We start from the raw sequence: 25,280 nt of genomic DNA, 5'->3' as shown, positions 1-25,280 counted from the left end.
GTCCTATTCTTGCACGCTGGTTGTGCTTGCTGCTTGGCCATCCATCAGTCGCCGCAAACTCAAGGGGCGCATGTCGGTCCACACAACCTCGATGTGATCGAGGCACGCCTGCTTCGATCCGGAAAAGCCGCTTGGTCGCCACCCTGCCGGGACCGCCTTGTAAACCGGCCATATCGAGTATCGTTCCTCGTCGCTGATCACGACGTTGTAGTTCAGGTCTTCAGCCGGTGTCTGGGCACTCATGGTGGTCGCTCCGATCAATGTTTGTCGATAAGACGGTGGTCCGCCAGAGCCGTCAGGCTTTGCAGAACAGCGTCGTGAACAAAGGCGATGTCGTCATCGCTGTGGGCGGTAGAGAGAAAACCGCCGCGATCTCCGGCTCGAAGGTGAACGCCGGAGGTCAAAAGAAGAAAGGAAAGCATTGTGACAGCCTGCGGCGAGATGCGGCTGCGGACAGCGGATATGGCGAAGAACGAACCGAAGCTCATGAACGACACGGGCAACCCCGCATCCATAAGCGCGCCGTTCAGCCGTTCGACGAATGCCAGGGTCCTGGCGTTGAGGCCGTCTTGCAGGGCCGGTCCGTCTTCCAGCAATCGTGTCGCGACCGCCTTGGCGGCTGCGAGCGCCAGCGGATGGCGGCAATAGGTTCCGGCAAAAAATGTCGAGGCCACTTTCGGGAAGGAACTATCGCCGTAAGCCCAGGCTCCGCCATCGACGAGGTCCATGAACCGGCCTTTGCCGGCGATGAGCGACAGCGGCAATCCCCCGCCGGCGATTTTGCCATAGGTGGCAATGTCAGCATCTATGCCGAAATAGGCCTGTGCGCCGCCGGGTGCAACGCGGAAGCCGGTAATCATCTCGTCGAATATCAGCGCGCTGCCGGTCTTTTCGGTCACGCTACGCAACTCATGGAGAAATTCGCGAGGCTGCAGTTCCGGGTTCCGGCTCTGAACCGGTTCGACGAGCACGCCCGCAAGGCTTGTGCCGTGACGCTTGATATAATCGATCGAGCGGGGATTGCCGTATTCCAGCAGCACAATATCGCGGGCAGAGGAGGGGGCCACGCCTGAAAAACCGGGAACCGCTTTTGTCAGCACCATGCGTTTCAGGAGCGGCTTCAGGGCCACAAGCCATGCCGGATGAGACCGGAGCAAGGCGCCTCTGCGGATATATTCCAGTTTGGTGGCCTTGTGCAGGGCAGGGTCGGAATGGCCATGATACGAGCCTGTAAACAGGACGATCTTGTCGCGCCCCGTCGCGGCACGGGCTATCCGCATGGCCGTCTGCACGGCTTCGGTTCCGGTGTTGCTGAATGTGACGCGGTCTTTGCCGGTGATCCGGCAAAACAGTTCGGCGGTCTCGCCGGCCAGATCGGATTGCGGTCCGAGCGCAAAGCCCTTGGCCAGCTGCGCTTCGATTGCCGTGCGGATGAAGGATGGATTGTGGCCGAAGAGATTAGTGCCGAGGCCCATAAGAATATCGACATACCGGTTGTTGTCGACGTCCTGCAGATAGGCGCCTTCGGCATGGCTGGCCACGATGGGATACAGGGCCTCTTTGGTCTGCATCGTGAAGGGAAGGCCGATCGAGCTTTTGTCCGAAAGGAAACCCCGGTTGAAAGCGGCAGCGCGCTTCGAACCCGGCGTCCGGAGATTGAAGCCTGTAACGATGGCTGTGATAGGGTCGGTCGCCCTTCCGGAATTATTGTGAATATTCATTCGACGGCCTCCTGTGTGAGGTCCTTGCCCGCGCGGTCGCCAGCAATCTTTGTGCAGAGGAAGTAGACCGCTCTCTCATCGGTTACTGGGCCGCCATCGGTGCTTCGCATTTTCACCGAAAAGCCCGATGCCCGGAGAAGCTCCGTCACGGTGTCCAGATTGTGCCCCCAGACAGGGTTGGTCACGCAGTGGCGCTGCCAGTTCTGTCCGGGAATGCCGAAGCGGGCAATGAGAGCAAGCCGCCGGCGATTGGAAAGCAGCCGGGCCGCCTGCCTATATGCCGCCTCCGCCACGGAGAAGCGCGCCGCCTTTGACCTCGTGTGGATTTCAACCGTGAAGGATCCCTCATTCGACCGTGAATTATATCGAGGCGTGATCAGCCAGGCATAATCGTCGGTGAGTTCGCCCTCGGCCGGCAGGTCGCGCCAGTAGCGTGCCATCTGGCCGGGATGATTGATGTCGAAAGCGAAAATTCCGTCATCCTTCAGGCAGCGGCGGACGCTGGAAAAGACCTTCCGCAGATCTTCGGTATTCTGGATGTGGTTCAGCGATGCGCTGGTGCAGACCACGCCGTTAAACGGCTGTTCAAAGGTGAAATTCCTTGCGTCGCCAAGAACGAATTCAAGATCGGGCGCGTTGCTACGGGCATGGTTTATCATGTCCTGCGAACCATCCAGCCCGGTGACGGTGTATCCGCGCGCAGCCATTAGCTTTGCAAGATGACCCGTTCCACAGCAAAGATCGAGAACCGAAGCGCCGTCGGGCATTTGTGAAAGAACCGCCCGCGCCAGCGGGCCGATCTTCTGCTCGCTATAGCGCGGGCCAAGCGTGTGGTTATAGAGCCAGGCCCAATGGTCGTAATTGCTGGCTTCGCTTGATATTACTGTGCTCATCGTTCACCCTGCTTTCGCGCGTCATCGGACGTCGCGTTCAGAAAGTTGGCCTTGGCAAATGCGCGCAGATATGTTCGCAAGAGTTCGAATGTCAGGGCCGGTTCGTGGAATGGCGCGTCCGACAGTGCCGCCTGTGTGAGGTGGCAATCGAAGTTGCGTGTCTGTTTTTCGTCGCTCTTGCCGGCGGTGGAAGGGGAGCGCAGCAGTCCCAGCAACGGATAGAGCGGGTGGTCGGCCGTTCCGCGTGCCACATCGTCCAGCATGTCCTGCCATTCCCGCTGCGAAACGCGTTTCAGCTTGATCCCCTCCAGTTCGCAGGCCTCGAAGAGGCGAGCGCTTGAAACGGGGGCCGAATGAATGAGATGGAAGACCTGTCCTGCGGAAGCCGGTTTGCCGGAGAGATGGACAATTGCCCGAGCCACATGGTCGACCGGCAGCATATCGAGCAGCCTGTCGCCTTCCGGCGCTTTCCCCGTGTAAAGATAGGCCTGCACCAGGCGGCACAATATGTCCGAGCCGTTGAAGGCGCCGGTGAGGCTGTCGCCTGATATGGCTCCCGGCCGGTAGATCGTTACCGGCAATCCCCGCTTGGCGGCTTCGTTCACCAGATGCTCCGCAACCCATTTGCTCCGGTTGTAGCCGCCGGCGGGTGGCGCAAACCCGTCCACGCTCTCCAACTCGCAGACAGGCCGGACATCACCGTCAGAACCGCGGCGCGGCGTCAGCGCACTGAGTGTGGAGATGTAGTGAATGTGCCGGCTCGCTCCGGCGCAGGCGAGTTTCAGAATTTCGCGGGTTCCAAGCACATTGGTCTGGCGCAGTCGCTCATATCGATGCAGGTGGTGCACTTCCGCGCCATTATGGACAATGCAATCGGCGTTCTGGACAAGAGCGTTGTAGTCTGGGTCTGCCAGTCCGAGGTTTGGTTCGGAAAGTTCGCCCGCCAATATCGCCACGCGTTCTGTTAGCTCGGCTTGTGGCAGGTCATACTGCTGGAAGGCCCGCCGTAGGCGGCTCATTCCATCGTCGCCGCGCACCAGGCAGGTGACTTTTCTTGCCGGGTCGCGAAGCAGCTCTTGGAGCAGATAGGTGCCGAGAAAGCCCGTGGCGCCCGTCAGGAAGACGTGGGTTGCGCCGCCTGTGGCTCTTGCCGTCGCGCTCGGGCGGATTGCGTCATCCAGTTTTATATCGCGCTTCAGCAGATGGTTTTCATCGCCGCTGCCGCTGTCGCCGGCGTCTCTCGTCCGCAGGCGGTTTGCCAGCGCTTCCACCGTGGAGGCGTTGAAAAGATCGAGAACGCCGATATCGATTCCGAACTTTTCCTTTGCGACGGCGCAGAAACGTGTGGCCAGCAGTGAGTGGCCGCCAAGCGTGAAGAAATCATCGGTTGCGGCAACCTGATCAATGTTCAGAACATGCCCGAATGCGCTGGCTATCCGGGTTTCCATTTCGCCTTCAGGTGCCCGGCCGTCGGGGTTTGTTTCGACCTGCGGCGCTGGAAGCTTTGCTGGATCGATCTTGCCGTTCACGGTGAGCGGCAGTGCCTCGAGCCAGTCGAACGTGTCGGGCACAAGGAATTTCGGCAGGCGGTTCGCTAGCCATGCGCGGATCTCTGATGGCGCGGGCCTGACTGCCGCGTGCTGATCGTGTTGAGGAACCGCGTAGGCGGCAAGCCTTTTGCCGCCGCGCCCGTCGTCACGTACCGCCACCGTCGCCGAAACGATGGCCGGATGGGCCAGCAGGCCTGCCTCTATTTCCCCTGGCTCGATCCGGTAGCCACGGATCTTGACCTGGCTGTCCAGCCGTCCTGATACGTGAATCCGGCCATCGGGAAGCAATGTGGCGCGATCGCCGGTGCGGTAGAGCACGCCTGCGCGCCCGTTTGTGGCAAATGGATCGGGAACGAAACGTTCGGCGGTCAGTGCCGCCCGGTCGTGATAACCGCGGGCAATGCCGCAGCCGCCAATGTGAAGTTCTCCCGGCACGCCGAAGGGCAATAGTTCGAGATTGTCGTCCAGCACATAGAGCTGCTTGTTTGCCGCAGGCCGGAGCACAGGCAGGCCGGCGCGCCCACCTCCCATATCGACCATGCTGGCATTGACCGTGGTTTCGGTGGGGCCGTAGGCGTTGATGAAACGACGGTTCTTTCCCCATCTTTCTATGAGTTCGGGCATGGGAACCTCTCCTCCGACCAGAACGGTGCGCAGGGACGGCAGGTCATCGACCGGCAGGGCGAGCAGGGCCGATGGCGTCATGGTCAGGTGCGTCACATGTCGCGCGCGCAGGATGTCGGCCAGTGCGGCGCCCGGAAGGGTCGCGTATCCGGGCAGAAGCAGAAGTCTGGCACCGGCGCCGAGGCTCATGACGAGTTCGGGAATGGATGCATCAAAACTGAAGCTGAAGAATTGCAGCACACAATCGTCGGGCGTGACATCGCAGGTGCGGATTTTGTCCCTGGTCAGGTTGATCAGTCCACTATGATCGACAAGGACGCCCTTTGCCTTGCCTGTCGAGCCTGACGTGTAGATCACATAAGCCAGCTGTGACGCGCGAGTGACCGTTGCAAGGTTGTCGGCGCGTTCGTCGTCGGGGAAGCTTGCATCCAGATTGAGCCGGGCGGCTGTCTCTGGAAGATCGATCGAGCTGTGGCTGATCACGAGCCGGGCACCTGCGTCCGACAGCATGGTGCCGATGCGCTCTGCGGGGTAGTCCGGATCGAGCGGCAGATAGGCGCCGCCCGCTTTCCAGACCGCCAGCCAGGCAACGATCATGTCGAAACTGCGCGGCAGTGAGATACCGACAACGGTTTCTGCGGTAACGCCTTTGCGGCGGAGGAGGCGAGCGAGCCTGTTTGCGCGGGCATTGAGCTGGCCATATGTCAGAACCTCATCGGCTTCTGTGCCGGGCATCAGTAGTGCCACAGCCTCCGGCGCACGCGCCGCATGCGCTTCGAACAGTTCATGAAAATATTGCGGGCCAGCATTTTCCTGCGCCGTGCTGTTGAAGTCGCAAATCCGCTGCTGCTGTTCTTCCTGCGTCAGAAGGGTCAGGGTAGCGACCGGCAGCGAAGGGTCGGCAATGATCGATTTCAGCAATTGGTGGAAGTGACGGGCGAACCGATCGATCGTGTCGGCGCGAAACAGCGCGCTCTTGTATTCGACCGTGCCGGCAAGCCCGCCTTCCGTCTCCCGCAGGTCCAGCGACAGGTCGAGCCGTGAAATCTTGTCCTGGCGGGCCAGTCGGCGCATTTTGAGACCGGGGAGTTGGATGCCCTCGCGCGGCGCCGCGTCAAGCTGGAATTTTATCTGAAACAACGGGTGACTATCGGGATCGCGTTCTGCGCCGACCATCTCGACAATGCGCTCGAACGGCATGTCCTGATGGCTGATCACCTGCTGCAGGGTGGCATGTGTTTGCCGCAGGGCCTTTTCAAAATTGCCGAAGGGATCGATCAGTGATCTGACGGGAAGAGGATTGACGAACAGCCCGACCAGATCCTCCGTTTCCACATGGGGGCGGCTGGCGACGGGCGTTCCGATCACCAGATCGGTCTGTGCGGTATAGCGGTGGATCAACAGGTTGAAGGCGGCAAAGAGTGCCGTGAACAGCGTCGTGCCATGCGCGCCGGCAATCTTGTGCAGCGCATCGACTGTTTCTCTTTCGATCGAGAATTCATGCAGTTCACCCGCATGGCCGTGGCCCGCGCTGCGCGCCATGTCCGTCAACAGCTGCGCTGTCTGCAAAGGCTGAGAAAGGTGCTGCTTCCAGAATGCTTCAAGCGCTTTTGCCGTTTCCGTAGTCAGTCGCTCGCGCTGCCATGCGGCAAAGTCGCCATACTGTATCGGCAACGCTGCGTCCGTTGCCGGGCTGCCGGACACTTCCGCACTGTAAAACATGCCGAGATCTCTCAGCAGTATTTCCGTAGACCAGCCGTCGGCGCCTATGTGATGCAGCGTAAAAACAAGGACATGGCGGTCGTTGTCGCATTTGACGACGAGCAGGCGAATGGGCGGCTCGGCGGCAAGATCGAAGGGCCTGCTTGTTTCCGCATGAATGACATCTTCCATAGCCGTATCGGCGGGTGAAACCTCCAGTACGGCAAAAGGCGCGTTACAATGTGCGGATATGATCTGTCTCGGAACACCCTTGTCGTTGTATATGCGGGCGCGAAGAACAGCGTGGCGGTTCATGACGCCAGTGAGTGCTGCCCTCAACGCATCAAGGTCGAGAGCGCCTCGGACTTCGAGCGCAATGCAGATATGGTGCAATGGCGCGCCCGGATAGATCTGGTCAATCAGCCATAGTCTTTCCTGGGCAAATGACAGCGGCGGGCAGATCTCGTGGCGGGCAGGGATTTCATTCCGGTCGGGTGCGTCGGAATCCGCGTGCGCCATGGTGAGAAACGCCAGAATGTCGTTTTTTCTGGTCCGGATTTCGCTCATCACCGCATCGGTCAGGCGCATATCGGGGTCTGAGCATTTCAGGCTCCCGGCCTCGATCCAGACACGGATATTGTTCTGATGAAGCCGGGTTATGAAGGTTTCGACAGGCTCGATGTAATTCATAGGCCGCCCCTTGCCAGTGTCAGCTTCACGCGATCCGGAGAGCGAGCGGCTTGCCTTTCCTGGCCGTCCGTGCGCAGCAGATTTCTCATGGATGAAACAACTAATAATTGCATTTTCAGCTGCCTGAAGCCGGTCGTCAATTTCAATTTCTTATTCTTGACTAAGGGAATCAAGAATTATATGCAAGAGGTAATTGTTGTCATCGAGACGCAGCGGGCAGCGAGGCCTGCTGCTGGCGAGTGAGTGTTGGTAGTCAGGATGGGTGCCATTCTATGATTGCACATCGCGAGTGTTGATGGCTCGACGCCAGGAGTTTTTTCTGATGCAGATCATACCTATGTTCGCTCGAAGGCCATCTGGAGGACGGGATTTTATAACTATAATACATAGGCTTGAGGATATGGCCGCCGCCCGGCCGACGGATGAGGCTTTCCGTTTTTATCCAGATGACCCAGGGGCAATTGGTGAATGCCGAAGTGATGGCTGGTCATGGGGTGAGTTGAATTCTCGCGTTAAGATTGTTTCTGCTGAGGTTTCCAGGACGGGTCTCTTCGGGCAGGGCGGCCGGGTCCTTATCGTGTATCCTCCTGGTCTCGCCTTCATCGCGGCCTTTCTCGGATGTCTGCATGCCGGTGCTGTTCCGGTTCCTGTCCCGGCGCCGCGGAGAAATGAAGGAATACACCGATGGTTGCATATTGCTAAAGACGCCGGCATCTCGGGAATTGTTTGCGCTGCTGAATTGAAAGAGCTTCTTGAGCCGCTGCAAAGGGCTGTCGGCCACGGATTTTGCCTTGCGCCGTCAGGCGCCGATCCCACCGTGCCGCTGCACGATCTAACGCCTTCAACAGGCGTACCTGCCGTTCTCGACGGAAGCCGGATTGCATTTCTGCAATATACATCCGGTTCGACCAGCGATCCGAAAGGCGTCATGGTCACCCATGCCAACCTGATGGCCAACCTGCGGCAGATCAGCCTTGCATTTCACTATGGCCCCGAGGATCGGTCTGCGACGTGGTTGCCTCACTATCACGATATGGGGCTGATCGACGGCATCCTGTCGCCGATCTTCAACGGATTTCCGGTGTCGATCATGGCGCCTGCCAGCTTTCTCAGGCGGCCACTGCGGTTCCTTGAGCTTGCGACGCAAAACAGGGCGACCATCATCGGCGGGCCGAATTTCGCCTATGAGCATTGCGCCGATCGCTACAGTGCAGAAGGCGCCGCGCAGCTTGATCTCTCCACGATACGGATCGCCTATAATGGTGCTGAGCCCGTGCGCCCGCAAACGCTGAGGCGCTTCAGTGCCCTGTTTGCAGGCCATGGCTTCCGGCATGAAGCCTTCTACTGCTGCTATGGCCAGGCGGAAGCCACGCTTTTCCTAACCGGAAATGCTCCGTCCGATCCGCCATATTTGCGGTGTTTCGAGCGTGAAACGCTGGCGAAACAGGGACGTGCGCTGCCTCTTGCCGCTGCTGCGGCCGAGCATGATGCAATCGAACTGGCGGCCTGCGGTCGTCCTGGAGCCGATATCGAGATTACTGTCATGCAGCCCGAGGAGGGCCGGTTGCTGGACGATGGGCAGGTCGGCGAATTGTGGGTCCGCGGCCCGAATGTCACTCCCGGTTACTGGGCGAGAGCGAAAGCAAGTGCGGAAAGCTTCGACCAGAACATAGCAGGTGAGGGTGGCTGGCGCCGGACGGGCGATCTCGGCTTTCGCCATGAGGGGCAATATTTCATTACGGGCCGCCTTAAGGATCTCATTATCATTCGCGGGCAGAACCATCACCCGGAGGATATTGAGCAGACGGCCTTCTCTTCTCATGCTGCACTCGCACAGGGGCGGGCTGGCGCTTTCGCGCTTGATGTGGATGGAGAGGAGCAGGTCGGTCTCGTCTGTGAACTCACGCGTGACGGCTTGCGCAATCTGGACGCCGAAGCCGTGCTGCAAGCCATTCGCGGCTCCATTTCCCGTGTTCACAAGCTCAAGCTTGCCCTCATCGTCCTCATCCGCCCAGGCAGCCTGCCGCGCACGCCAAGCGGCAAGGTGCGGCGTTTTGCCTGCCGCCAGGATCTGCTGAACGGCAATCTCAAGGTTGTCGAGCGGTGGGAGGCTGCACCGCAGGCGAGTTTCACGCCGGTTGCCGAGCCAGATGCGGTGGCAGACTGGGCGCAACAACTGGCTCAGGTGGACCGCTCCCGTTATCCGATCCTGCTTCGGCAATGGATCAGGGAGGAAGTCGCATGGCTCTCGCGTCTTCCCGCCGGAACCCTGCCTGCTGCAAATGCCGGTTTTTTTGATCTGGGACTGGATTCTGTGGCGCTTGTCGGCCTTGCCGGAACGCTGGAGCGTCAACTGGGTGCAAGAACGCATCCGACGCTGTTTTTCGAGCATGCGACGATTGATGCTCTGGTGGAGCATGTGTGCAGCGATCTCCTCCACGGCGACGTGACGGCGCAAGTGCAGGAAAAGCCGGCGCAGAATTGCCCGCCGGACGAACCACTGGACGAAAGCGACCTGTCGTCCGAACTGGCTGCCCTTTCGTCACTTCTGCAGGCCGGAACAGGCCGCCACTAATCTCACGCTTTTCATGCAATCGATGATCGGAGCCATCGCCGATGAACGTAAACCAACAGGCTGGGGTCGGCAGTCAGCCCGATCAGGCGGCATTGTTCGCTATATTGCGGGATGCTCGCCAGCGTCTGGAGACTTTCCAGAAACGTCAGGATGAGCGCGTCGCGATTATCGGGCTCGCAGGTCGTTTCCCCGGTGCCGATGACATTGACGGTTTGTGGCGGTTGCTTGCCGATGGCGGCTCGGGATTGACGGCGGTAACGGATGCCGATCTCGAAAGTGCCGGTGTCGACCCGCAATTGTCGGGACAGCCTGACTATGTCAGGGTCTGGGGCGGCTTCAGCGATCCGACCGCTTTTGATGCCGGTTTTTTCGGATATGCTCCAAGAGAAGCACAATTGCTCGACCCTCAGCAGCGGGTGTTTCTGGAGTGCGCCTGGAATGCGCTCGAACATGCCGGTTATGGGAGCGGAAAGAGCCGGGGCCGCACGGGTGTCTATGCCGGCGGTTCGCTGAATTATCATTTCACCCATATCCATTCCGACCCGTCCCTGCGCGACAGCGTGGCGCCGCTGCAGGCGGGGCTCGGCAATGTTTCCGGCATGATCGCATCGCGTGTTGCTTACCATCTTGATCTTGATGGTCCGAGTGTGGGCGTTCAGGCAACCTGCGCCACCGGCCTGGTGTCGGTGCATCTTGCCGCTCAGGCATTGCTTTCGGGTGAGTGCGAGATGGCGGTGGCCGGCGCGGTCTCGGTCGGCCAGCCCAAACCTGCCGGTTATCTTTATGAGGCGGGTGGCATAGGTGCTCCCGATGGCCAATGCCGGCCATTCGATGCGTGCGCGAACGGCACCATATTTACCAATGGCGTTGGTGTGGTGATCCTGAAGCGTCTTGGCGATGCGAAGGCGGCCGGCGATACGATCTATGCCGTCATTGCCGGGTCGGCGATCGGAAATGACGGCAGATCCAAGGTCGGATTGACGGCTCCGAGCGTCAAAGGTCAGGCTTCGGTTCTCAAAAAAGCGCTGGCCAATGCGGGCATCGCTCCTTCTGCGGTGGATTATGTTGAAGCACACGCAACCGCAACCGCGATCGGCGATCCGATTGAACTGACTGCTCTGAACCGTATTTACGGGCCGTCGCTTCGTGCGGAAGGCCGGACTTGCCTTATCGGCTCGCTCAAGGGAAATGTCGGGCATATGGATGCCGCAGCCGGTATTGGCGGGCTCATCAAGACTGTCCTTGCCTTGCGGCATGAATGCCTGCCCGCAAGTGGCAACTTTACGACGCCCAGCAGCGCCTGCGATTTTGAAAGCGGTCCCTTTCGGGTGGTGGCAGGCAAGTCCGACTGGAGAGCCGATGCCGGCAGGCCGCGCCGTGCCGCCATCAGCGCTTTCGGCATGGGGGGCAGCAATGCCCATGTGATCATAGAGGAAGCACCTGAGCGACAGGAACCGGCAGAGGGTGATGCACGGGCAGTTCTGCTGCCGCTCTCGGCGCGTTCGACCGCATCGCTCGCGGCAATGCAATCATCCCTTTCGGATGCGCTCGCGAAAATTGGAGACAATGAAGGTGTATCGCTTGCCGATGTGGCCTATACGCTGCAGACGGGTCGCGAGACCTTCAGTCATCGTTCCATCATGGTTGCGGCGTCGCTATCCGACGCTTCCGAGAGACTGAAAGCCGCCTCCGGACCCGGTTTCGCCACAGGCCAGATCCCGCCGCATGATCCAAGTCTGGTCTTCATGTTCCCAGGCCAAGGCAGCCAGCATGTCGGAATGGCCCGCTCGCTCTATGAGCGGGAAGAACACTTTCGGGTTGCGCTGGATGAATGCCTGTCATTGATACCGGACGATCTTGGACTGCGGGCTTTGCTTCTTGCAGCGGCGGATGCCTCTGATGCGGGACTGGACCGCACCGACCGTGCCCAGCCTGCGCTCTTTGCTGTTGAATATGCGCTGGCCAGAATGTGGATGCAAAAGGGTTTGCAGCCGCGGGCCATGATTGGCCACAGCGTTGGCGAATATGTCGCCGCCTGCCTCGCTGGTGTTTTCTCCCTGAAGGATGCCATGTTCCTCGTGCTGGCGCGGGGGCGGTTGATGCAGGCTTGCACGCCTGGCGGAATGTTGTCTGTCATGCTGCCTGAGGCCGATCTCCGTGCCAGGCTGGACGAGCGGCTGGAAATCGCCGCGGTGAACGGGCCGGGCAATTGCGTTGTCGCTGGCGATACTCAGCTTCTGCAGAGTTTTGCCGAACGCCTGGAGAAAGACGGTGTTGGGTGCCGGCCACTCAGAACATCCCATGCGTTTCACAGCGCGGCTATGGAGCCCATTCTTGAGGAGTTTACAGGCCTGATCGAGGGCATCGATCTCTCTGCGCCGGCAATCGATGTGATGTCCAATCTATCGGGCAAATGGCTGCGGGCGGACGAGGCTCGAGATCCCGCCTATTGGGCCGAACATCTTCGCAGGGCGGTCAATTTCAGCGAGGGTATCAAACATATTCTCGAGCTTCCGTCGCCCGTTCTGCTGGAGGTCGGGCCAGGCTCCACGCTTTCAAGGCTAGCGCGTCAGCAAGCGAATGAAGATTGCCGCATCGTGACGTCATTGCCGGATCTTGCCGCAACGTCTGACGCGGCCGACCACGCGCTGCTGGCGTTCGGACAGCTCTGGTTGGCGGGCATAGATATCCAGTGGGAGGCGCTTTACGACGGATCGCCGCGTCGCCGTGTCGGTTTGCCCGGCTATCACTTTGAGCGGCAATCATGCTGGATCGCGCCGCCCACACATCGGCAGGATGTGGCTGTTCCTGCGAGTCACAGGCCGATGGCCGAATGGTTCCATCAGGCCATGTGGAAGACACGACCGCTCAAGATCGGGGCTGCGTCCAGCGCGCGAGGCCGCTGGCTCGTTTTCGGTGCGCAGGCTCTTTTCGACATTCCAGACGGCATCGATGCGGTTCTTGTGCGTGAGGGAGCGGCATTCAGTGCTTTGGAGAAAGCTTATACAATTGATCCGGCGAGCGCCGAGCATCTCCGTGCTGTGTTCGATGATCTCGCCAAAAGGAATTGGACGCCGGATCAGATCATCAGTGGTTTTGGCTTGGCGGATGCGGACCTGCCGGACGCTGCCTGGAAGTTTGCGCTTGCTCTTGCGCGAACGCTTGCCGGTGGCAGCCAACGCCCGGACGTGACATTCATCGGCAGGTCCATGCACGGGATTTTTGCCGCCGATGGTGTCGAACCGGCCAAGGCCAGGATCAACGGGCTCACGCGCATGCTGGGGCAAGAACTGCCCGGATTGTCATGCCGCAGCATTGATCTTCAGGGACTGCCGAACGCAGATGACGCAAAATCCCTGCGGCACGTCATATGCTCCCCCTTTGTCGAAGGCGAACACATTTATGCGCTTCGCGACGGCATTTTGTTTGCGCTCTCCCATGAGCGGGTCGAACTCAGCGGTGCGGCAGACGGTGCTGTTGCAAAGCCCGGCGAAACCTATCTGGTCCTAGGCGAACTTCTGGGAGGGCTGGCGCTCGTCTATGCCCGCGCCCTTCTCAAGTCGGGGGCGAAAGTCATTTTGGCAGGTCGCGCGGGAATTCCGCTTGTGCCGGACTGGGAGCGCTGGCTTGCATCCCACAGCCCCCGCCATCCGGTCAGCCTTTTCATCCAGACGCTCCGGTCGCTCGGGACACCTGGAAAGGACTTCCTTCTCTTTTCCGGTGATATCAGCGATGCGCAATGGCTTCGGTCCTCGCTGGAGGAAGCGGAGACAAGTCTCGGCGCGGTGAAGGGTGTTTTCCACGCAGCCGCGATGGGTGACCAGTATTTCGGACTGCTAAGCAGTGAAAACTTCGACACCAAAAGCCTTCAAGCCGTAAAATCCGGCACCATTGACGCTCTTGATCGCGTTCTGGGGCAGCGCAGCGGCATTTTCGTGCTCGTCCAGTCGTCGCTCTCATCGATCGTTGGCGGCACGGGGCTTGGTCATTACGCCGCTGAAAACGCCTATCTGGATGCCTTCGTCTCCGCGAAACGACCGGGATCCGGCCCGGTCTGGAAATCCGTCAACTGGGATGCCTGCGCGTCGGTCCATGCGACGGAGGCTGGCCAGACGGCCCACAGGGAAATAACCCCGGAAGAGGTCTGGCAGGTCACGGCGCTGGTCCTTTCTGAGGCTTCTCCGGCGTCAATCGTGGTGACGCCCTATGATCTCGAAAACCGTCCGGCAGCGGATGTTCAGGGGACCGATGGCGCCACGGACAACAGCCATAAATCCGCCCGAAGCGGTGTATCGGCCGCCTATGCCGCGCCGCAGGGACCGCTTGAGGAAGAGGTCGTGGCCATCATGGCGGAGCTTCTGGGGATAAATGGCATCGGCGTCGCCGATAATTTCTTCGAACTCGGGGGGCATTCGCTGCTCGCCATCCAGGTCGTCGCCAGGCTTCGAAAGCGCTTCGACGTTGAAATTCCAATGCGAGCCCTGCTTTTCGATGCACCGACGGCCGCCGGCCTTGCCAGGGTCATTCAGGAGGGTCTCGACGCCCGCAGCCAAGAGGCGGATATCCTTGCCTTGATGCTTGATGAGGTCGAGGCCGGTCGGTGAAGACGCCGATAACGCTCATACACAATCGGGATCATTCTGATGAAATTCAGCCTTTTTTACTTTGACGGTGACGGATCGCGTCCGGGTCAGGAAAACTATCGTCTGTTGATGGACAGCGCTCAGTTTGCGGATGCAAATGACCTCGAAGCCCTATGGGTGCCGGAACGGCATTTTCACGCATTTGGTGGTCTTTACCCCAATCCCTCGATCGTGAGTGCCGCGCTGGCGATGGTCACGCGCAAGGTGCAATTGAGAGCCGGTAGCGTCGTTGCCGCCCTGCATCATCCCGCGCGCGTGGCGGAGGAATGGGCGGTCGTTGACAATCTCTCCGGCGGCAGGGCAGGCATCGCGATTGCGGCCGGCTGGACGAAAGATGAATTCGTCTTTTCGAAGGAGCCGCACGGGAACCGCCGCAGCACCATGTGGCGCTCCTATGAACAGATCACCCGGCTTCTGGCCGGCGAGGCGGTCGCATTCGAGGATGCGGACGGCAACATCGTTGAGGCAAGAACCCTGCCGCGGCCCGTGCAGTCGTGCATCCCCTTCTGGGTTGCATGCCAGTCTACGGAAACGTTCATCGAGGCAGGCCGCCGCGGTCTCAATGTTCTGACGGCCCTGCTCGGTGAGACGACACAATCGCTTGCGCCGAAGATCGAGGCCTACCGCAAATCGCGGGAAAAGCATGGGCACGATCCGGCGGCGGGAACCGTCAGTATGATGGTTCACACGTTTCTGGGCGACGATGCCGGAAAAGTAAAATCAAATGTTACCAAACCTTTCGGAGACTATCTTCGCACACATTATCATCTGCTCGAAGGTCTGGGGCGGAGCATGGGCGTTGACATAACGCTTGATAATTTCAGCGATGACGACCTCGACAGCCTGATCGAATTCGGCATTGAGGGCTTCATGAAAGGCAGGTCTCTGATCGGCACGCCAGAAAGCTGCCAGTCGACGGTCGAAACATTGGCGGAGATGGGGGTCGATGAAATCGCCTGCCTGATCGATTTCGTCCAGGATTATGACCTCGTCATGGGCAGCCTGCCATTTCTGCTGAAACTCGTGGAAGCGAACCGTCCGCCGATGCGCATTGCCATAGCGGTCTGAAGGATTTGCGATGATGTCGAATGCCGAGACAATTGCCCTATTGCGTACCCGCATCGCAAATCTTGACCCCGAGCAGCGGGCACGGCTGCGTTCGCAGCTGGAAGCGCGCGGCATGTCCTGGCACGAAATTGCGCAGGATGATGGCGATGTCGGCAGTGTTGCCGGGCGGTTGCCGTTGACGCCAGCGCAGATGCATTTCTGGCTCCAGCAGAAGATCTTCCCGGAAAGTTCGGCCTATGTCATTCCGTTCCGGTGGCATATTGAAGGCCCGTTGAACCACGACGCCGTCATCCGCACGCTTCAAATTCTTGTCGCGCGGCATGAACCGCTGCGAACGGCATTTCCGCTTGAAGAGGCAAGGCCCTGGCAGCAGGTTCACGGCAATATGGCGCCCGAACTCGTCATTTCCGATTGCCGGAACATGTCTGCTTTCGATTGCGACGATGCGATAGGCCGGATCGCCCGCACACCTTTCGATCTCTCCAAAGCGCCGCTGATGCGTACCCATCTTCTGCAGCTTGGAGAAAACGAGCATATTCTCGTATTCGTCTTGCATCACACGGTCGCCGACGGATGGTCCCGCGGCATTCTGATGCGCGAATTTTCGTTGTGTTACGCTGCTGTGGCGAACGGTCGGGAACCGGTCCTTGATCCCTTGCCGCGATCCTATAGCGACTTTGTCCGCGCCAGGCAAAAATGGTCCGGCACGAAGGATTATGAGCGGCAAAAGCAATACTGGGTCAACCGGCTGCAAAGCCTTGAGCCGCAGGAGTTTCCGGCAGACTATCCCCGCCATGAAACGGCGGACATGGCCAGCGAGACGCTGGTCAAGGAGATTTCGCAGGATCTGATGGCGGACGTGTCGGGTCTGGCCGCCAAACTCGGCACGACGACCTTTGTGGTGTTTGCCGCCGTTTTCCAGCTTTTGCACCACCGCTATACCGGTCGCAGGGACCTTGCAGTGTGCGTGCCCGTTGCCGGTCGCACCGATCCCGATATGGCAGGGCTGATTGGCCTGTTCACCAATACGATCGTGTTGCGCAACGATCTCAGCCCCGCCCTGTCCTTTCGGGACTGGACGAGACGTGTACAGGACGACTTCGCCAATGCCCTGGAACATCAGGACTACCCCTTTGCGGAACTGATGGATGTGCTGGGCAGCAATCGCGAAGGGGTGGAGAATTCGCCCTTCCAGATCTCCTTTCAGGTCCAGACCCAGGGCTACAGGCAGCAGAATGCGCAGGGCTTCGATCTGGGCAATTCCAGCCTGCGGGTAGTGCAGGAAGCCGTACCTGTTGCGGAAGCAAAGCTCGACATGAGCTGGATGATCATGGAACGCGCATCGGGTGCGCTTGTCACCGTCGAGTACCGGTCTGGTCGGTTCGAGGCGGTGCGAATGGAGCGGCTGCTGGAGCATTTTGAAAACCTGCTGCGGTCGGTCCTTGCTTCCCCTGATGCGCTTCTGCCCACCTTTGATTACATCTCCGCCGGAGAGCGCGAAGGACTGCTGTCGTCGGGCGCGCTCGTGGCACGGCCTCTGCCGGTCAATTGTGTGCATGACCTTATAAGCAGCGCGGCACGTCTTCATCCCGAGAAGATTGCTATTGAGTGCGCGGATAGGAGCTGGACTTACAGTCAAATCGAAGAGGCATCGGATAATCTCGCAAGGGCGCTTTTGACGCTCGACCGGCCGGTTAAGCCGGGAATGCGAGTGGCCGTTTCATTGCCGGGGCAGGCGAGCGGCATCCTATCTTTCCTTGCGATCATAAAGGCCGGTGCGGTTTATGTTCCGATCGATCCGCGTCACCCCGCAGACAGGATCGGTTACGTGCTGGAGGATGCCGCAGCGGCTCTGGTTCTGACGAATGATGCGGGACTTTTTCCCGGTATTGCCTGCATTGATCCTGTTCATTTCCTTGAGAACCAGCCTGATGCCGAGCTTCCGGCAATGCCGGATAATAGTGACATCTATATCCTTTATACGAGCGGCAGCACCGGGCGGCCCAAGGGAGTGCCGATTACACATCGGGGCCTGCTCAATCAATTCCAGTCAATGGCGCGCCACCCCGGTATAGGGGCTGGAGACCGAATGCTTTCGGTGACGACGCCGGCATTCGACATCTCCGTTCTGGAGATGCTCTGGCCACTCAGCGTCGGCGCCACAGGCGTCATGCGCGAACCGGATCTCTTGCTTCAGCCCGATAAGCTGGGAAGGACGCTAGGCGAGTATGATATTTCGCATTTTCAGGCGACCCCTGCTACGTGGCGAATGCTGCTGGACAGTGGCTGGGAGGGAAAAAATTCTCTCACTGGGCTCTGCGGTGGCGAGGCCCTCGATGCGCAACTCGCCGGCCGGCTTATTCAAAAGATCGGTTCCCTCTGGAATGTCTATGGCCCGACCGAAACAACGATCTGGGCGGGTGCATTGCTGGTGGATGAAGTGCATTCCAGAAGCGGCAAAGTGCCGATTGGCGGCCGTCTGGATAACACTTCGTTCCTCGTCCTCGACGCCTATATGGATCCTGTTCCCGACGGCGTGCCGGGAGAGCTGCACATTGGTGGCATAAGCCTGAGCCGAGGCTACTGGAACCGGCCGGCGCTTGCGGCCGAAAAATTCGTTCCCGATCCCTATGACCGCACAGTCACGCCGGGCTCCCGGCTTTACAAGACGGGTGACCTCGTCGTACGCCGGCCGGACGGCACTCTGGAATTCGTCGGACGAACCGACTTCCAGATCAAGCTGCGCGGTTATCGCATCGAGGTTGGAGAAATCGAAAGTCTGCTTCAGGAAGAAGATGGTGTCGACCAGGTCCTCGTTCTGCTCGATGCGAACAAGGAGCAGCTTCTGGCCTACGTTCTGCTTGAAGATCGATCCGGCAAGATCGACAAGGGTGCCATGGGCATAAGGCTCAGCAGGGCGCTCTCGGCACGCTTGCCGCGTTATATGGTGCCTTCGCATTTCATCCTTTTGGAAGAGTTTCCGATGAATGCGAATGGCAAAGTGGATCGCAAGCGTTTGCCGCTGCCGGATCGCTCCGAGAGGGCGGCTTCTGAAATCAGCTCTCCGGGAAACCGGGTCGAGCAGGCATTGCACGACATCTGGAAAAAGATGCTGAAGCGCGAGGATATTGGCGTCAGCGACAATTTTTTCGAGCTGGGAGGCGATTCCCTTCTGATCGTCGCCATGCCTGCCAGGGTGCGCGATGCTCTTGGCGTCGAGCTGGACGTCACGGATTTCTTCCGTTTCCCGACATTGCAAACGCTGGCTGGCCACATCATGGATCTACAGCAGGGCAAAGCCGCGCCATCGGAGAGTGCGCGTGGGCGAAGCGATACCAGAGTGCAGGGGCGTGAACGGCAATTGCAGCGGCGCATCAGGTCAGGCAATTTCGCCTGACCTGTCCATGAACATGATCAGGACAACAACCATGGAACAGGGCGCCGCAACCGCCGGCACAGAAGATATCAACACGCACGGAAAGCCCACCCTATTCCAACTGAGTTTTCCGCTCCTGCTTCATTCGCTGCTGAGCTTCTTCGTCAATCTGGCTGATACGGCAATCATAAGCGCCTATTCGGCTGAAGCGGCCGCCGCCGTCGCGGTTGCCAAACAGGTTCTGGTGATCGCGTTTGAATTGTCTGGGCTGATCGGTATTGGTGCAGTCATCGTCATTTCCCGGCATCTCGGTCGGGGAGAGGTGCAGGCGGCGCGGCAGGTGGTGGCGGTGGCGCTCTTGACAAACACGCTTGTCGGCGTGGCGCTTGGTCTGTCACTGATCGTTGCGGGTCCCTTCGTGCTTGAACTGCTGGCGGGATCGACTTCTCTGAATGATGAAGCAGGCCTCTACCTGAACATTGTCGCGGTTGGCATGGTGTTCAATGGTTTCATTGCTGCCGGTCTGGCCTGTCTGCGTGCATTCGGCCACAGCCGGTTGATCCTGGCCTTCGGGGTCGGAGTGTCGGCCTTTTATCTGCTTGCCGAATGGGTTCTCGTTCTGGGAGCCGGTCCTCTGCCAGGCATGGGCGTGACTGGGGCGGCAATCGGCACCTTGAGCGTTCGCCTGCTGACGGCGTCCGTTCTGACGCCGGTTCTTGTGCGTAAACTCGGCTTGCGCTTTTCGCTTGCCGATACGATTGCGCGTCTGGCCACGGCCCGTCGGATGATCGCAATCGCTCTGCCAAGCGTGACCGATTACATTGCTTACAGCTTTTACCAGATCATCCTGCTGGGACTGGTTGCCGGATTCGGCGTCGAGGCCGTGCTGGGGCGCACCTATACGATGCTCGCCATGTCGTTTCTGATCGTTGTCGTTATGGCCATCAGTCAGGGAAACGAGGTTCTGATCGGCTACCGGTTCGGGGAAGGGAAGCTTCAAGCGGCGACCAGTCAGGCTCTTCGGTCAGCGAGCCTGGCAGCGATCGTGACAACCGGGCTCGCCACACTGATCTGGCTCGCATCGGTTCCTTATGCCCGGTTGTTTACCGATAATCCGGCGATTGTTGGATTGTGCGGCAGCCTGCTGTTCCTGACGATCTTCATTCAGCCCGGACTGTCATTCAATACGATCCTGTTTCAATCGCTGCGGGCCGTGGGAGATGTTCGTTGGCCGGTCGTCGTCAGCCTGACTGTGACATGGGGCCTCGGCCTTCCCATGGCGTGGTTCTTCTGCAGTTTTTTGAATCTTGGAGTGACGGGCGTATGGTGGTCGCTGATTATCGAGGAAACCTTAAAGGGATGCCTGTTCCTCCATCGCTGGCTCTCCCGCGAGGCAAGGGAATAAAGGCAGGATAATCCATCCCGGATGCCGGAGGCCTGCTCTATAGCTCTGCAACAATTGAATGGAGCTATGCAAAACCCTGGTGTAAGTGTCGGACTGGCGACCCCAACACTCGTCATGAGGACTTTCATAAACGATGCATCTGAAACGGCAGACTGAAATCGCCTTTGGCATATTGGCCGTATGCGCGAGACAGGGGACTGAAATCGTATCGGTTCAAAAGGTCTCGCAGGAAATTGGCTCTACGAAAGATCACACCTATCAGGTTGTCGCTTTGCTGACGCGCAATCGTCTGCTGGTGAGCGAACGAGGCCCTGGAGGCGGCCTGAAACTGGCAAGGAAACCGGAAACGGTGAAGCTGACCGAGGTGCTGCGGCTGATGCAGCCCGAATTGCTTGGGGAAGGTGAAGGCAATCTCTCATTGCATCAGTCGGAGGCCGAAGCATTTCTTGGTCGCATCGTCTCAACAACATCGTCTTTCTTTGCCCGCCTTCTTGATCGCTTCACGATTGCCGACTTGATTGCGCCAGAGAGCAATGTCCATGTCAGTTGTCTGGATTGCGGCCTGCTGGCATCCCGCCATCAGGCTGCGATGTCCATGACAGATGACGATCAGCCGATACCATCGATCGCCAGACAGCCTGCCTATCGAAACCCTCTCTAGGACCGGCGCATTCCTTCAAGCAATGGCTGGATCTGCGCCGCTCTCGTCTTCCGCATCGGCATTTTGCCTATTGAGCAGGGGTTCTAAAGAGAAGTCGAAGGCGCGACGTTTCGTTCGATCTCTGCCTCTGAAGGCTTACGTGGCGCCAGTCCTTGGCTATGACACTTTGAAGTGCTGAGCTTTGTCGGGGTGACATCCGTAATCTTGCAGGTGTCTGCAAGTTCAATGAAATATTCGGATGTTGCTTCCGCGAGCATGTGGAAAATGCCTGACGTTCCGGAAGGATTGGCATTGCGTGTGCGCGGCCCTCTGACGATAGCTGGCTGCGTTGCCCGCAGGATCGCTCCGACGGAAAGACTTTCCGGGTCCACATTGAGAACAATTCCGCCGGTCCGCCCGCGCCTGCTCTGTAGCAGACCGTTTCTCACGAGAAGGGCGATCACTCTGGCAGCATGTTCTTTCGTGATCCCCAGCCGATGCGCCAGTTTTCTGGTCGTATGAGCTTCTTCTGCTTCATGGACAAAGCTCGTAAGGATGCCGATGGCGATCTCTGATTCCCTTGTCAGATACATCAGATGGGTCTCCTCAAACCGAGAAAGGAAGCATTCGAATTGCCTCTTTTTGGTTTAGACGAGCAGGCTCGGTTCTTTGGGACTTTGCCGTGAAAAAATATTGTGATGGACACCGGGTTCGGGAATCTGGTGTTGAAGGTTCACTATCGCTGCCACAGAAACCGCGACGATTGTTGTCGTGAGAGGTGAGAAGAATGACGGCCGGCACTGTCTGCTGTGAAATGGCAGCTCAAGAGCTTTTTTTCCAAGAGAGATTTTGCCATGAGTTTGATGGTGTGAGCGAAACTTGAAAATGTTCAACAAATGCGAGGCCGGAGCCGATATTGTTGTCGCAATTCCTGTCTTGGACATTCTTGCCGTCTACGATCCGGCAGCGTTTCTCAATGAAGCGGAGCAGGCCCAGGCGCAACGCTTCCATCAGTTGGAGGATAGTCTCCGCTTCCAGGCGGCGCATGTGCTCAAGCGCATACTGATCGGTGCAGTTGTCGGAAAGGCAACCGCAGACCTGCATTTTGCGCGCGCAGCAGGCGGCAAGCCTTTCCTGTTAAACGCCGGCCCGTTGGATTTCAATCTGTCGCATGGGGGGGACTGGGTTGCCGTCGCGCTTTCGTGGACCGGCCGTATAGGTGTTGATGTCGAATCTGAGAGAGAGGACGATTTCTGGCAGGAAATCTCCTCGGCGATCATGGCGCCGATGGACGTGAAGAACATCGGATTCTTGAAAAGGTGGACGGCAAAGGAGGCCGCAATCAAGGCCAATGGGGCGGGTCTAGCCATTCCACTTACCGAGGTTGTCATCGATACGACAGATTCAGAGACCTTTGTTGCGGCCCTTCCGACCGAGCGTTTGTCGGGAACCTGGCGCCAGCTCGATGCGGCACATGTTCTGGCTACGGTAACCGACGGAAATATGGTAGAGATTTGTGTCTGTAACAGCGTCAGCATCTTAAAGCGCATTTTGGATCTGTCTTGATTTTTTTATCATGAACTACGCACTCAAAAGCCCGAACGCTACGATCATCTCCAAGTCGCTGCCGCGCTGGGCGCCTATCAAAAGTCGCCGTCCTGTGACAAACAGCGCCCGTGCACCAATGCCGGCTGCCGATATTCATAAAGAGAAGAGAGCATTGTAGCTCTCCAATCTGCCGGTGCCAAGTGTTTCTGCATTCCTGGTCAGTTGGAATACGAAGCCCGCAGCCAGGGCAACGGCTCACGCGGGGCCATGAGAGGCGTTGATTTCGCCGCGATCTCAGCTGCGGATTTCGGGGCTAAACATGATGCTTGAACCTGAGCGTCATGCGGCAGGTTGATCGCTCCTGGCGGATAACGTTCAACTATTCTGCCGCCGCAGCCGTTCTGATGGTGGCGGTGATCGTCTGCCTGATCCTGATGCGCTCCCGCTTCGGTCTGGCGCTCAGGACCGTGCGCGACGGCGAGCATGCGGTAGAGGCCGTGGGGGTAAATGTTGCCTGCGTGCGTTACACTACGTTGGCGATTGCAACCTTGATTACAGGCTGCGCTGGCGCCGCCCATTACATTTCAAGCATGTATATCTCCCCGGCCTGCGCCTTCTCCGTGAACTGGACGGCCATGGTGATCTTCATCGTCATTATCGGCGGCCTTGGCACAATCGAAGGCCCGATCACCGGCGCGTTCGTCTACGTCCTGCTGCGCGAATAGCTGTCGGATATGGGGCCTGTCAGGACATTCGCCGCGATGAAAGGGCGAAAATGGCTCATGACAGCTTCGCGAGTACCCGGCAGACCGATGGTCAGTGAACGAGGATGATCCGTCGGAGAGAGTGTCGGTCATGTGTTAATTATCTTATCATGTTGAGTGACTATTGACATATCATACCAGTTATTCGAAATTGCGCCAGCGTCGGGGACAGGAGCCTTGGCCGACAGTCTGCTGCCTTGAGGAGGGATAACCGATGACTGCAATTGCCTTGTTCGGGGCTGGGGGCAAAATGGGCTACCGGCTTGCCAAGAACCTCAAAGGGTCACGGTTTGACGTGCGCCATGTCGAGGTTGGCGAGGCGGGCAAAGCGCGTCTGAAAGCCGAACTTGAACTTGACTGCGTATCCGCCGACATGGCGCTTGCAGGTGCCGATGTGGTCATTCTGGCGGTGCCGGATACGGCCATTGGCAAGGTGGCAGCCTCGATTGCCGACCGACTAATGCCGGGCATGATGGTGATGGCGCTGGATGCCGCTGCTCCGTTTGCCGGCCATTTTCCTGAGCGACCGGATCTGACCTATTTCGTCACGCATCCCTGCCATCCGCCGATCTTCAATGATGAGACGGAAATGCAGGCCAAGAAGGATCATTTCGGCGGTCTGTTTGCCAAGCAGCACATTGTGTCTGCCCTGATGCAGGGGCCGGAGGAGGCCTATGCGCTGGGTGAGGAGATTGCCAAGGTGATCTGGTCACCGGTCATGCGTTCGCACCGGGTTACCGTGGAACAGATGGCCCTGCTGGAGCCGGGCCTTTCCGAAACGGTCTGCGCCTCGCTTCTGGTGGTGATGCGCCAGGCGATGGATGAATGCGTGGCCCGCGGCGTGCCAAAGGAGGCGGCGCGCGATTTTCTTCTGGGTCATATGAATGTTCTGGGTGCCGTGATTTTCGAGGAAACGCCCGGCGTGTTTTCCGATGCCTGCAACAAGGCGATCGAATTCGGCATTCCGGCCCTGATGCGCGACGACTGGAAGACGGTTTTCGAACCGCAGGAAATTGCCGACAGCATTCGCCGCATCACCTGATCTCGATTTCGGCCGGGGGTCATGCCTTTCCGGCCGGTGCATGACCTCGCGGGGAGCGGGGTAACGTTTCATTGGGAGGATAACATGAAACTCACACGCAGGCTCACTTTGGTTGCTTTCGGCGCAGCCCTTGCGGCAACGACCGCAATGCCGGCCTTTGCCGCCAATCTCATTGCCATCATCACGCCATCACACGACAACCCCTTCTTCAAGGCGGAAGCTGTCGGCGCCGAAAAGAAGGCCAAGGAACTGGGCTATGAGACCCTGGTTCTGGTGCATGATGATGACGGCAACAAGCAGTCGCAGCTGATCGATACCGCGATCGGTCGCGGTGCGAAGGCCATCATCCTCGACAATGCAGGCTCGGAAGTGTCGATCGCCGCTGTGCAGAAGGCCAAGGATGCCGGCGTTCCCTCATTCCTCATCGACCGCGAGATCAATGCGACCGGCGTTGCCGTGTCGCAGATCGTCTCCAACAATTACCAGGGTGCCCAGCTCGGCGCTGAAGAATTCGTCAAGCTGATGGGCGAGAAAGGCAATTACGTCGAGCTTCTTGGCCGCGAAGCCGATCTCAACGCGGGCATTCGCTCCAAGGGTTATCATGACGTCATCGATGACTATCCGCAGATGAAAATGGTCTCCCAGCAATCGGCCAACTGGAGCCAAACGGAAGGCTATTCCAAGATGGAGACCATCCTTCAGGCAAATCCGAATATTCAGGGTGTGATTGCCGGCAATGATACGATGGCCATGGGCGCGATTGCCGCACTTCAGGCTGCAGGCCGCAAGGATGTCATCGTGGTGGGCTTTGATGGATCGAACGACGTGCGCGATTCCATCCTCTCCGGTGGCATCAAGGCAACCGTAATGCAGCCCGCCTATGCGCAGGCGCAGTTGGCCGTCGAACAGGCACATGCATTCATCACCACCGGCAAGAAGCCGGCCGATGAGAAGCGGCTGATGGATTGTATTCTGATCAATGCCGCCAATGCCAAGAAGCTTGAGACCTTCGCGCTCAGCCAGTGAGCCTTCATAGAACA

Annotated in this window: 15 protein-coding genes; 10 read left to right on the top strand and 5 right to left on the bottom strand. The window is 58.8% G+C overall.

Features of this window, described 5'->3' with window-relative positions; translation table 11 throughout:
- Positions 1-3 precede the first annotated feature (3 nt).
- From E8M77_RS07665 to E8M77_RS07650, 4 genes are read right to left on the bottom strand one after another with little or no spacing between them, the layout of a single operon-like run.
- A complete protein-coding gene (locus E8M77_RS07665; protein ID WP_137130044.1) occupies positions 4-243 on the bottom strand; it encodes an MbtH family protein in 240 nt (79 codons plus the stop codon).
- Between the two features lie 14 nt (positions 244-257).
- Positions 258-1,721, bottom strand: coding sequence for an aspartate aminotransferase family protein (locus E8M77_RS07660; RefSeq protein ID WP_137130043.1), 1,464 nt, complete (start codon positions 1,719-1,721; stop codon positions 258-260).
- Complete coding sequence (locus E8M77_RS07655; RefSeq protein WP_137130042.1) at positions 1,718-2,614, bottom strand: class I SAM-dependent methyltransferase; 897 nt, start codon at positions 2,612-2,614, stop codon at positions 1,718-1,720. Before E8M77_RS07655 ends, E8M77_RS07660 begins: the two co-directional genes overlap by 4 nt.
- Complete coding sequence (locus E8M77_RS07650; protein ID WP_137130041.1) at positions 2,611-7,179, bottom strand: non-ribosomal peptide synthetase; 4,569 nt, start codon at positions 7,177-7,179, stop codon at positions 2,611-2,613. The genes E8M77_RS07655 and E8M77_RS07650 overlap by 4 nt, the downstream gene beginning before the upstream one ends.
- Positions 7,180-7,474: 295 nt before the next feature.
- On the opposite strand from E8M77_RS07650, the gene E8M77_RS07640 reads away from it, so the two are divergent.
- The 6 genes from E8M77_RS07640 (at position 7,475) to E8M77_RS07615 (ending at position 20,907) form a co-directional block, all read left to right on the top strand.
- Positions 7,475-9,754: an AMP-binding protein gene (locus E8M77_RS07640; RefSeq protein WP_246659168.1), complete on the top strand. Its 2,280-nt coding sequence runs from the start codon at positions 7,475-7,477 to the stop codon at positions 9,752-9,754.
- 41 nt (positions 9,755-9,795) lie between these two features.
- On the top strand, positions 9,796-14,358 hold the full coding sequence (locus E8M77_RS07635) for a type I polyketide synthase (protein ID WP_137130038.1): 4,563 nt from the start codon (positions 9,796-9,798) through the stop codon (positions 14,356-14,358).
- Positions 14,359-14,397: 39 nt separating this feature from the next.
- Positions 14,398-15,465: an LLM class flavin-dependent oxidoreductase gene (locus tag E8M77_RS07630; protein ID WP_137130037.1), complete on the top strand. Its 1,068-nt coding sequence runs from the start codon at positions 14,398-14,400 to the stop codon at positions 15,463-15,465.
- A gap of 10 nt (positions 15,466-15,475) precedes the next feature.
- On the top strand, positions 15,476-18,862 hold the full coding sequence (locus tag E8M77_RS07625) for a non-ribosomal peptide synthetase (protein WP_137130036.1): 3,387 nt from the start codon (positions 15,476-15,478) through the stop codon (positions 18,860-18,862).
- A 31-nt stretch (positions 18,863-18,893) separates the two neighbouring features.
- A complete protein-coding gene (locus E8M77_RS07620) occupies positions 18,894-20,246 on the top strand; it encodes an MATE family efflux transporter (RefSeq protein WP_137130035.1) in 1,353 nt (450 codons plus the stop codon).
- Between the two features lie 133 nt (positions 20,247-20,379).
- A complete protein-coding gene (locus tag E8M77_RS07615; protein ID WP_137130034.1) occupies positions 20,380-20,907 on the top strand; it encodes an Rrf2 family transcriptional regulator in 528 nt (175 codons plus the stop codon).
- 83 nt (positions 20,908-20,990) lie between these two features.
- Here the strand turns inward: E8M77_RS07615 and E8M77_RS07610 are convergent, their stop codons facing one another.
- The gene (locus E8M77_RS07610; RefSeq protein ID WP_137130033.1) at positions 20,991-21,479 is read right to left on the bottom strand and encodes an Rrf2 family transcriptional regulator; all 489 of its coding nucleotides are present in this window, start codon (positions 21,477-21,479) and stop codon (positions 20,991-20,993) included.
- A gap of 292 nt (positions 21,480-21,771) precedes the next feature.
- Between E8M77_RS07610 and E8M77_RS07605 the strand changes: the two genes are divergently transcribed.
- The 4 genes from E8M77_RS07605 (at position 21,772) to E8M77_RS07590 (ending at position 25,266) form a co-directional block, all read left to right on the top strand.
- The gene (locus tag E8M77_RS07605) at positions 21,772-22,452 is read left to right on the top strand and encodes a 4'-phosphopantetheinyl transferase superfamily protein (protein WP_246659188.1); all 681 of its coding nucleotides are present in this window, start codon (positions 21,772-21,774) and stop codon (positions 22,450-22,452) included.
- Between the two features lie 323 nt (positions 22,453-22,775).
- Entirely contained in the window at positions 22,776-23,159 is a 384-nt protein-coding gene (locus tag E8M77_RS07600; RefSeq protein WP_137130031.1) for a branched-chain amino acid ABC transporter permease, read from the top strand.
- Between the two features lie 253 nt (positions 23,160-23,412).
- Positions 23,413-24,240 carry a phosphogluconate dehydrogenase C-terminal domain-containing protein gene (locus tag E8M77_RS07595; RefSeq protein WP_137130030.1) on the top strand — a complete coding sequence of 276 codons (828 nt, stop codon included), beginning with the start codon at positions 23,413-23,415 and terminating at the stop codon, positions 24,238-24,240.
- A gap of 84 nt (positions 24,241-24,324) precedes the next feature.
- A complete protein-coding gene (locus E8M77_RS07590; RefSeq protein WP_137130029.1) occupies positions 24,325-25,266 on the top strand; it encodes a D-ribose ABC transporter substrate-binding protein in 942 nt (313 codons plus the stop codon).
- Positions 25,267-25,280: the final 14 nt, after the last annotated feature.

Source organism: Rhizobium sp. FY34, from assembly GCF_005222845.1.
GTDB lineage: Bacteria > Pseudomonadota > Alphaproteobacteria > Rhizobiales > Rhizobiaceae > Neorhizobium.
Note: the sequence above shows the minus strand (reverse complement) of the source record. Positions and strands in the feature narration are given on the sequence as shown.

Coding starts and splice junctions, on each gene's coding strand:
- E8M77_RS07665 (WP_137130044.1), bottom strand. CDS start 243: ATGAGTGCCCAGACACCGGCTGAAGACCTGAACTACAACGTCGTGATC.
- E8M77_RS07660 (WP_137130043.1), bottom strand. CDS start 1,721: ATGAATATTCACAATAATTCCGGAAGGGCGACCGACCCTATCACAGCC.
- E8M77_RS07655 (WP_137130042.1), bottom strand. CDS start 2,614: ATGAGCACAGTAATATCAAGCGAAGCCAGCAATTACGACCATTGGGCC.
- E8M77_RS07650 (WP_137130041.1), bottom strand. CDS start 7,179: ATGAATTACATCGAGCCTGTCGAAACCTTCATAACCCGGCTTCATCAG.
- E8M77_RS07640 (WP_246659168.1), top strand. CDS start 7,475: ATGGCTCGACGCCAGGAGTTTTTTCTGATGCAGATCATACCTATGTTC.
- E8M77_RS07635 (WP_137130038.1), top strand. CDS start 9,796: ATGAACGTAAACCAACAGGCTGGGGTCGGCAGTCAGCCCGATCAGGCG.
- E8M77_RS07630 (WP_137130037.1), top strand. CDS start 14,398: ATGAAATTCAGCCTTTTTTACTTTGACGGTGACGGATCGCGTCCGGGT.
- E8M77_RS07625 (WP_137130036.1), top strand. CDS start 15,476: ATGATGTCGAATGCCGAGACAATTGCCCTATTGCGTACCCGCATCGCA.
- E8M77_RS07620 (WP_137130035.1), top strand. CDS start 18,894: ATGGAACAGGGCGCCGCAACCGCCGGCACAGAAGATATCAACACGCAC.
- E8M77_RS07615 (WP_137130034.1), top strand. CDS start 20,380: ATGCATCTGAAACGGCAGACTGAAATCGCCTTTGGCATATTGGCCGTA.
- E8M77_RS07610 (WP_137130033.1), bottom strand. CDS start 21,479: ATGTATCTGACAAGGGAATCAGAGATCGCCATCGGCATCCTTACGAGC.
- E8M77_RS07605 (WP_246659188.1), top strand. CDS start 21,772: ATGTTCAACAAATGCGAGGCCGGAGCCGATATTGTTGTCGCAATTCCT.
- E8M77_RS07600 (WP_137130031.1), top strand. CDS start 22,776: ATGCGGCAGGTTGATCGCTCCTGGCGGATAACGTTCAACTATTCTGCC.
- E8M77_RS07595 (WP_137130030.1), top strand. CDS start 23,413: ATGACTGCAATTGCCTTGTTCGGGGCTGGGGGCAAAATGGGCTACCGG.
- E8M77_RS07590 (WP_137130029.1), top strand. CDS start 24,325: ATGAAACTCACACGCAGGCTCACTTTGGTTGCTTTCGGCGCAGCCCTT.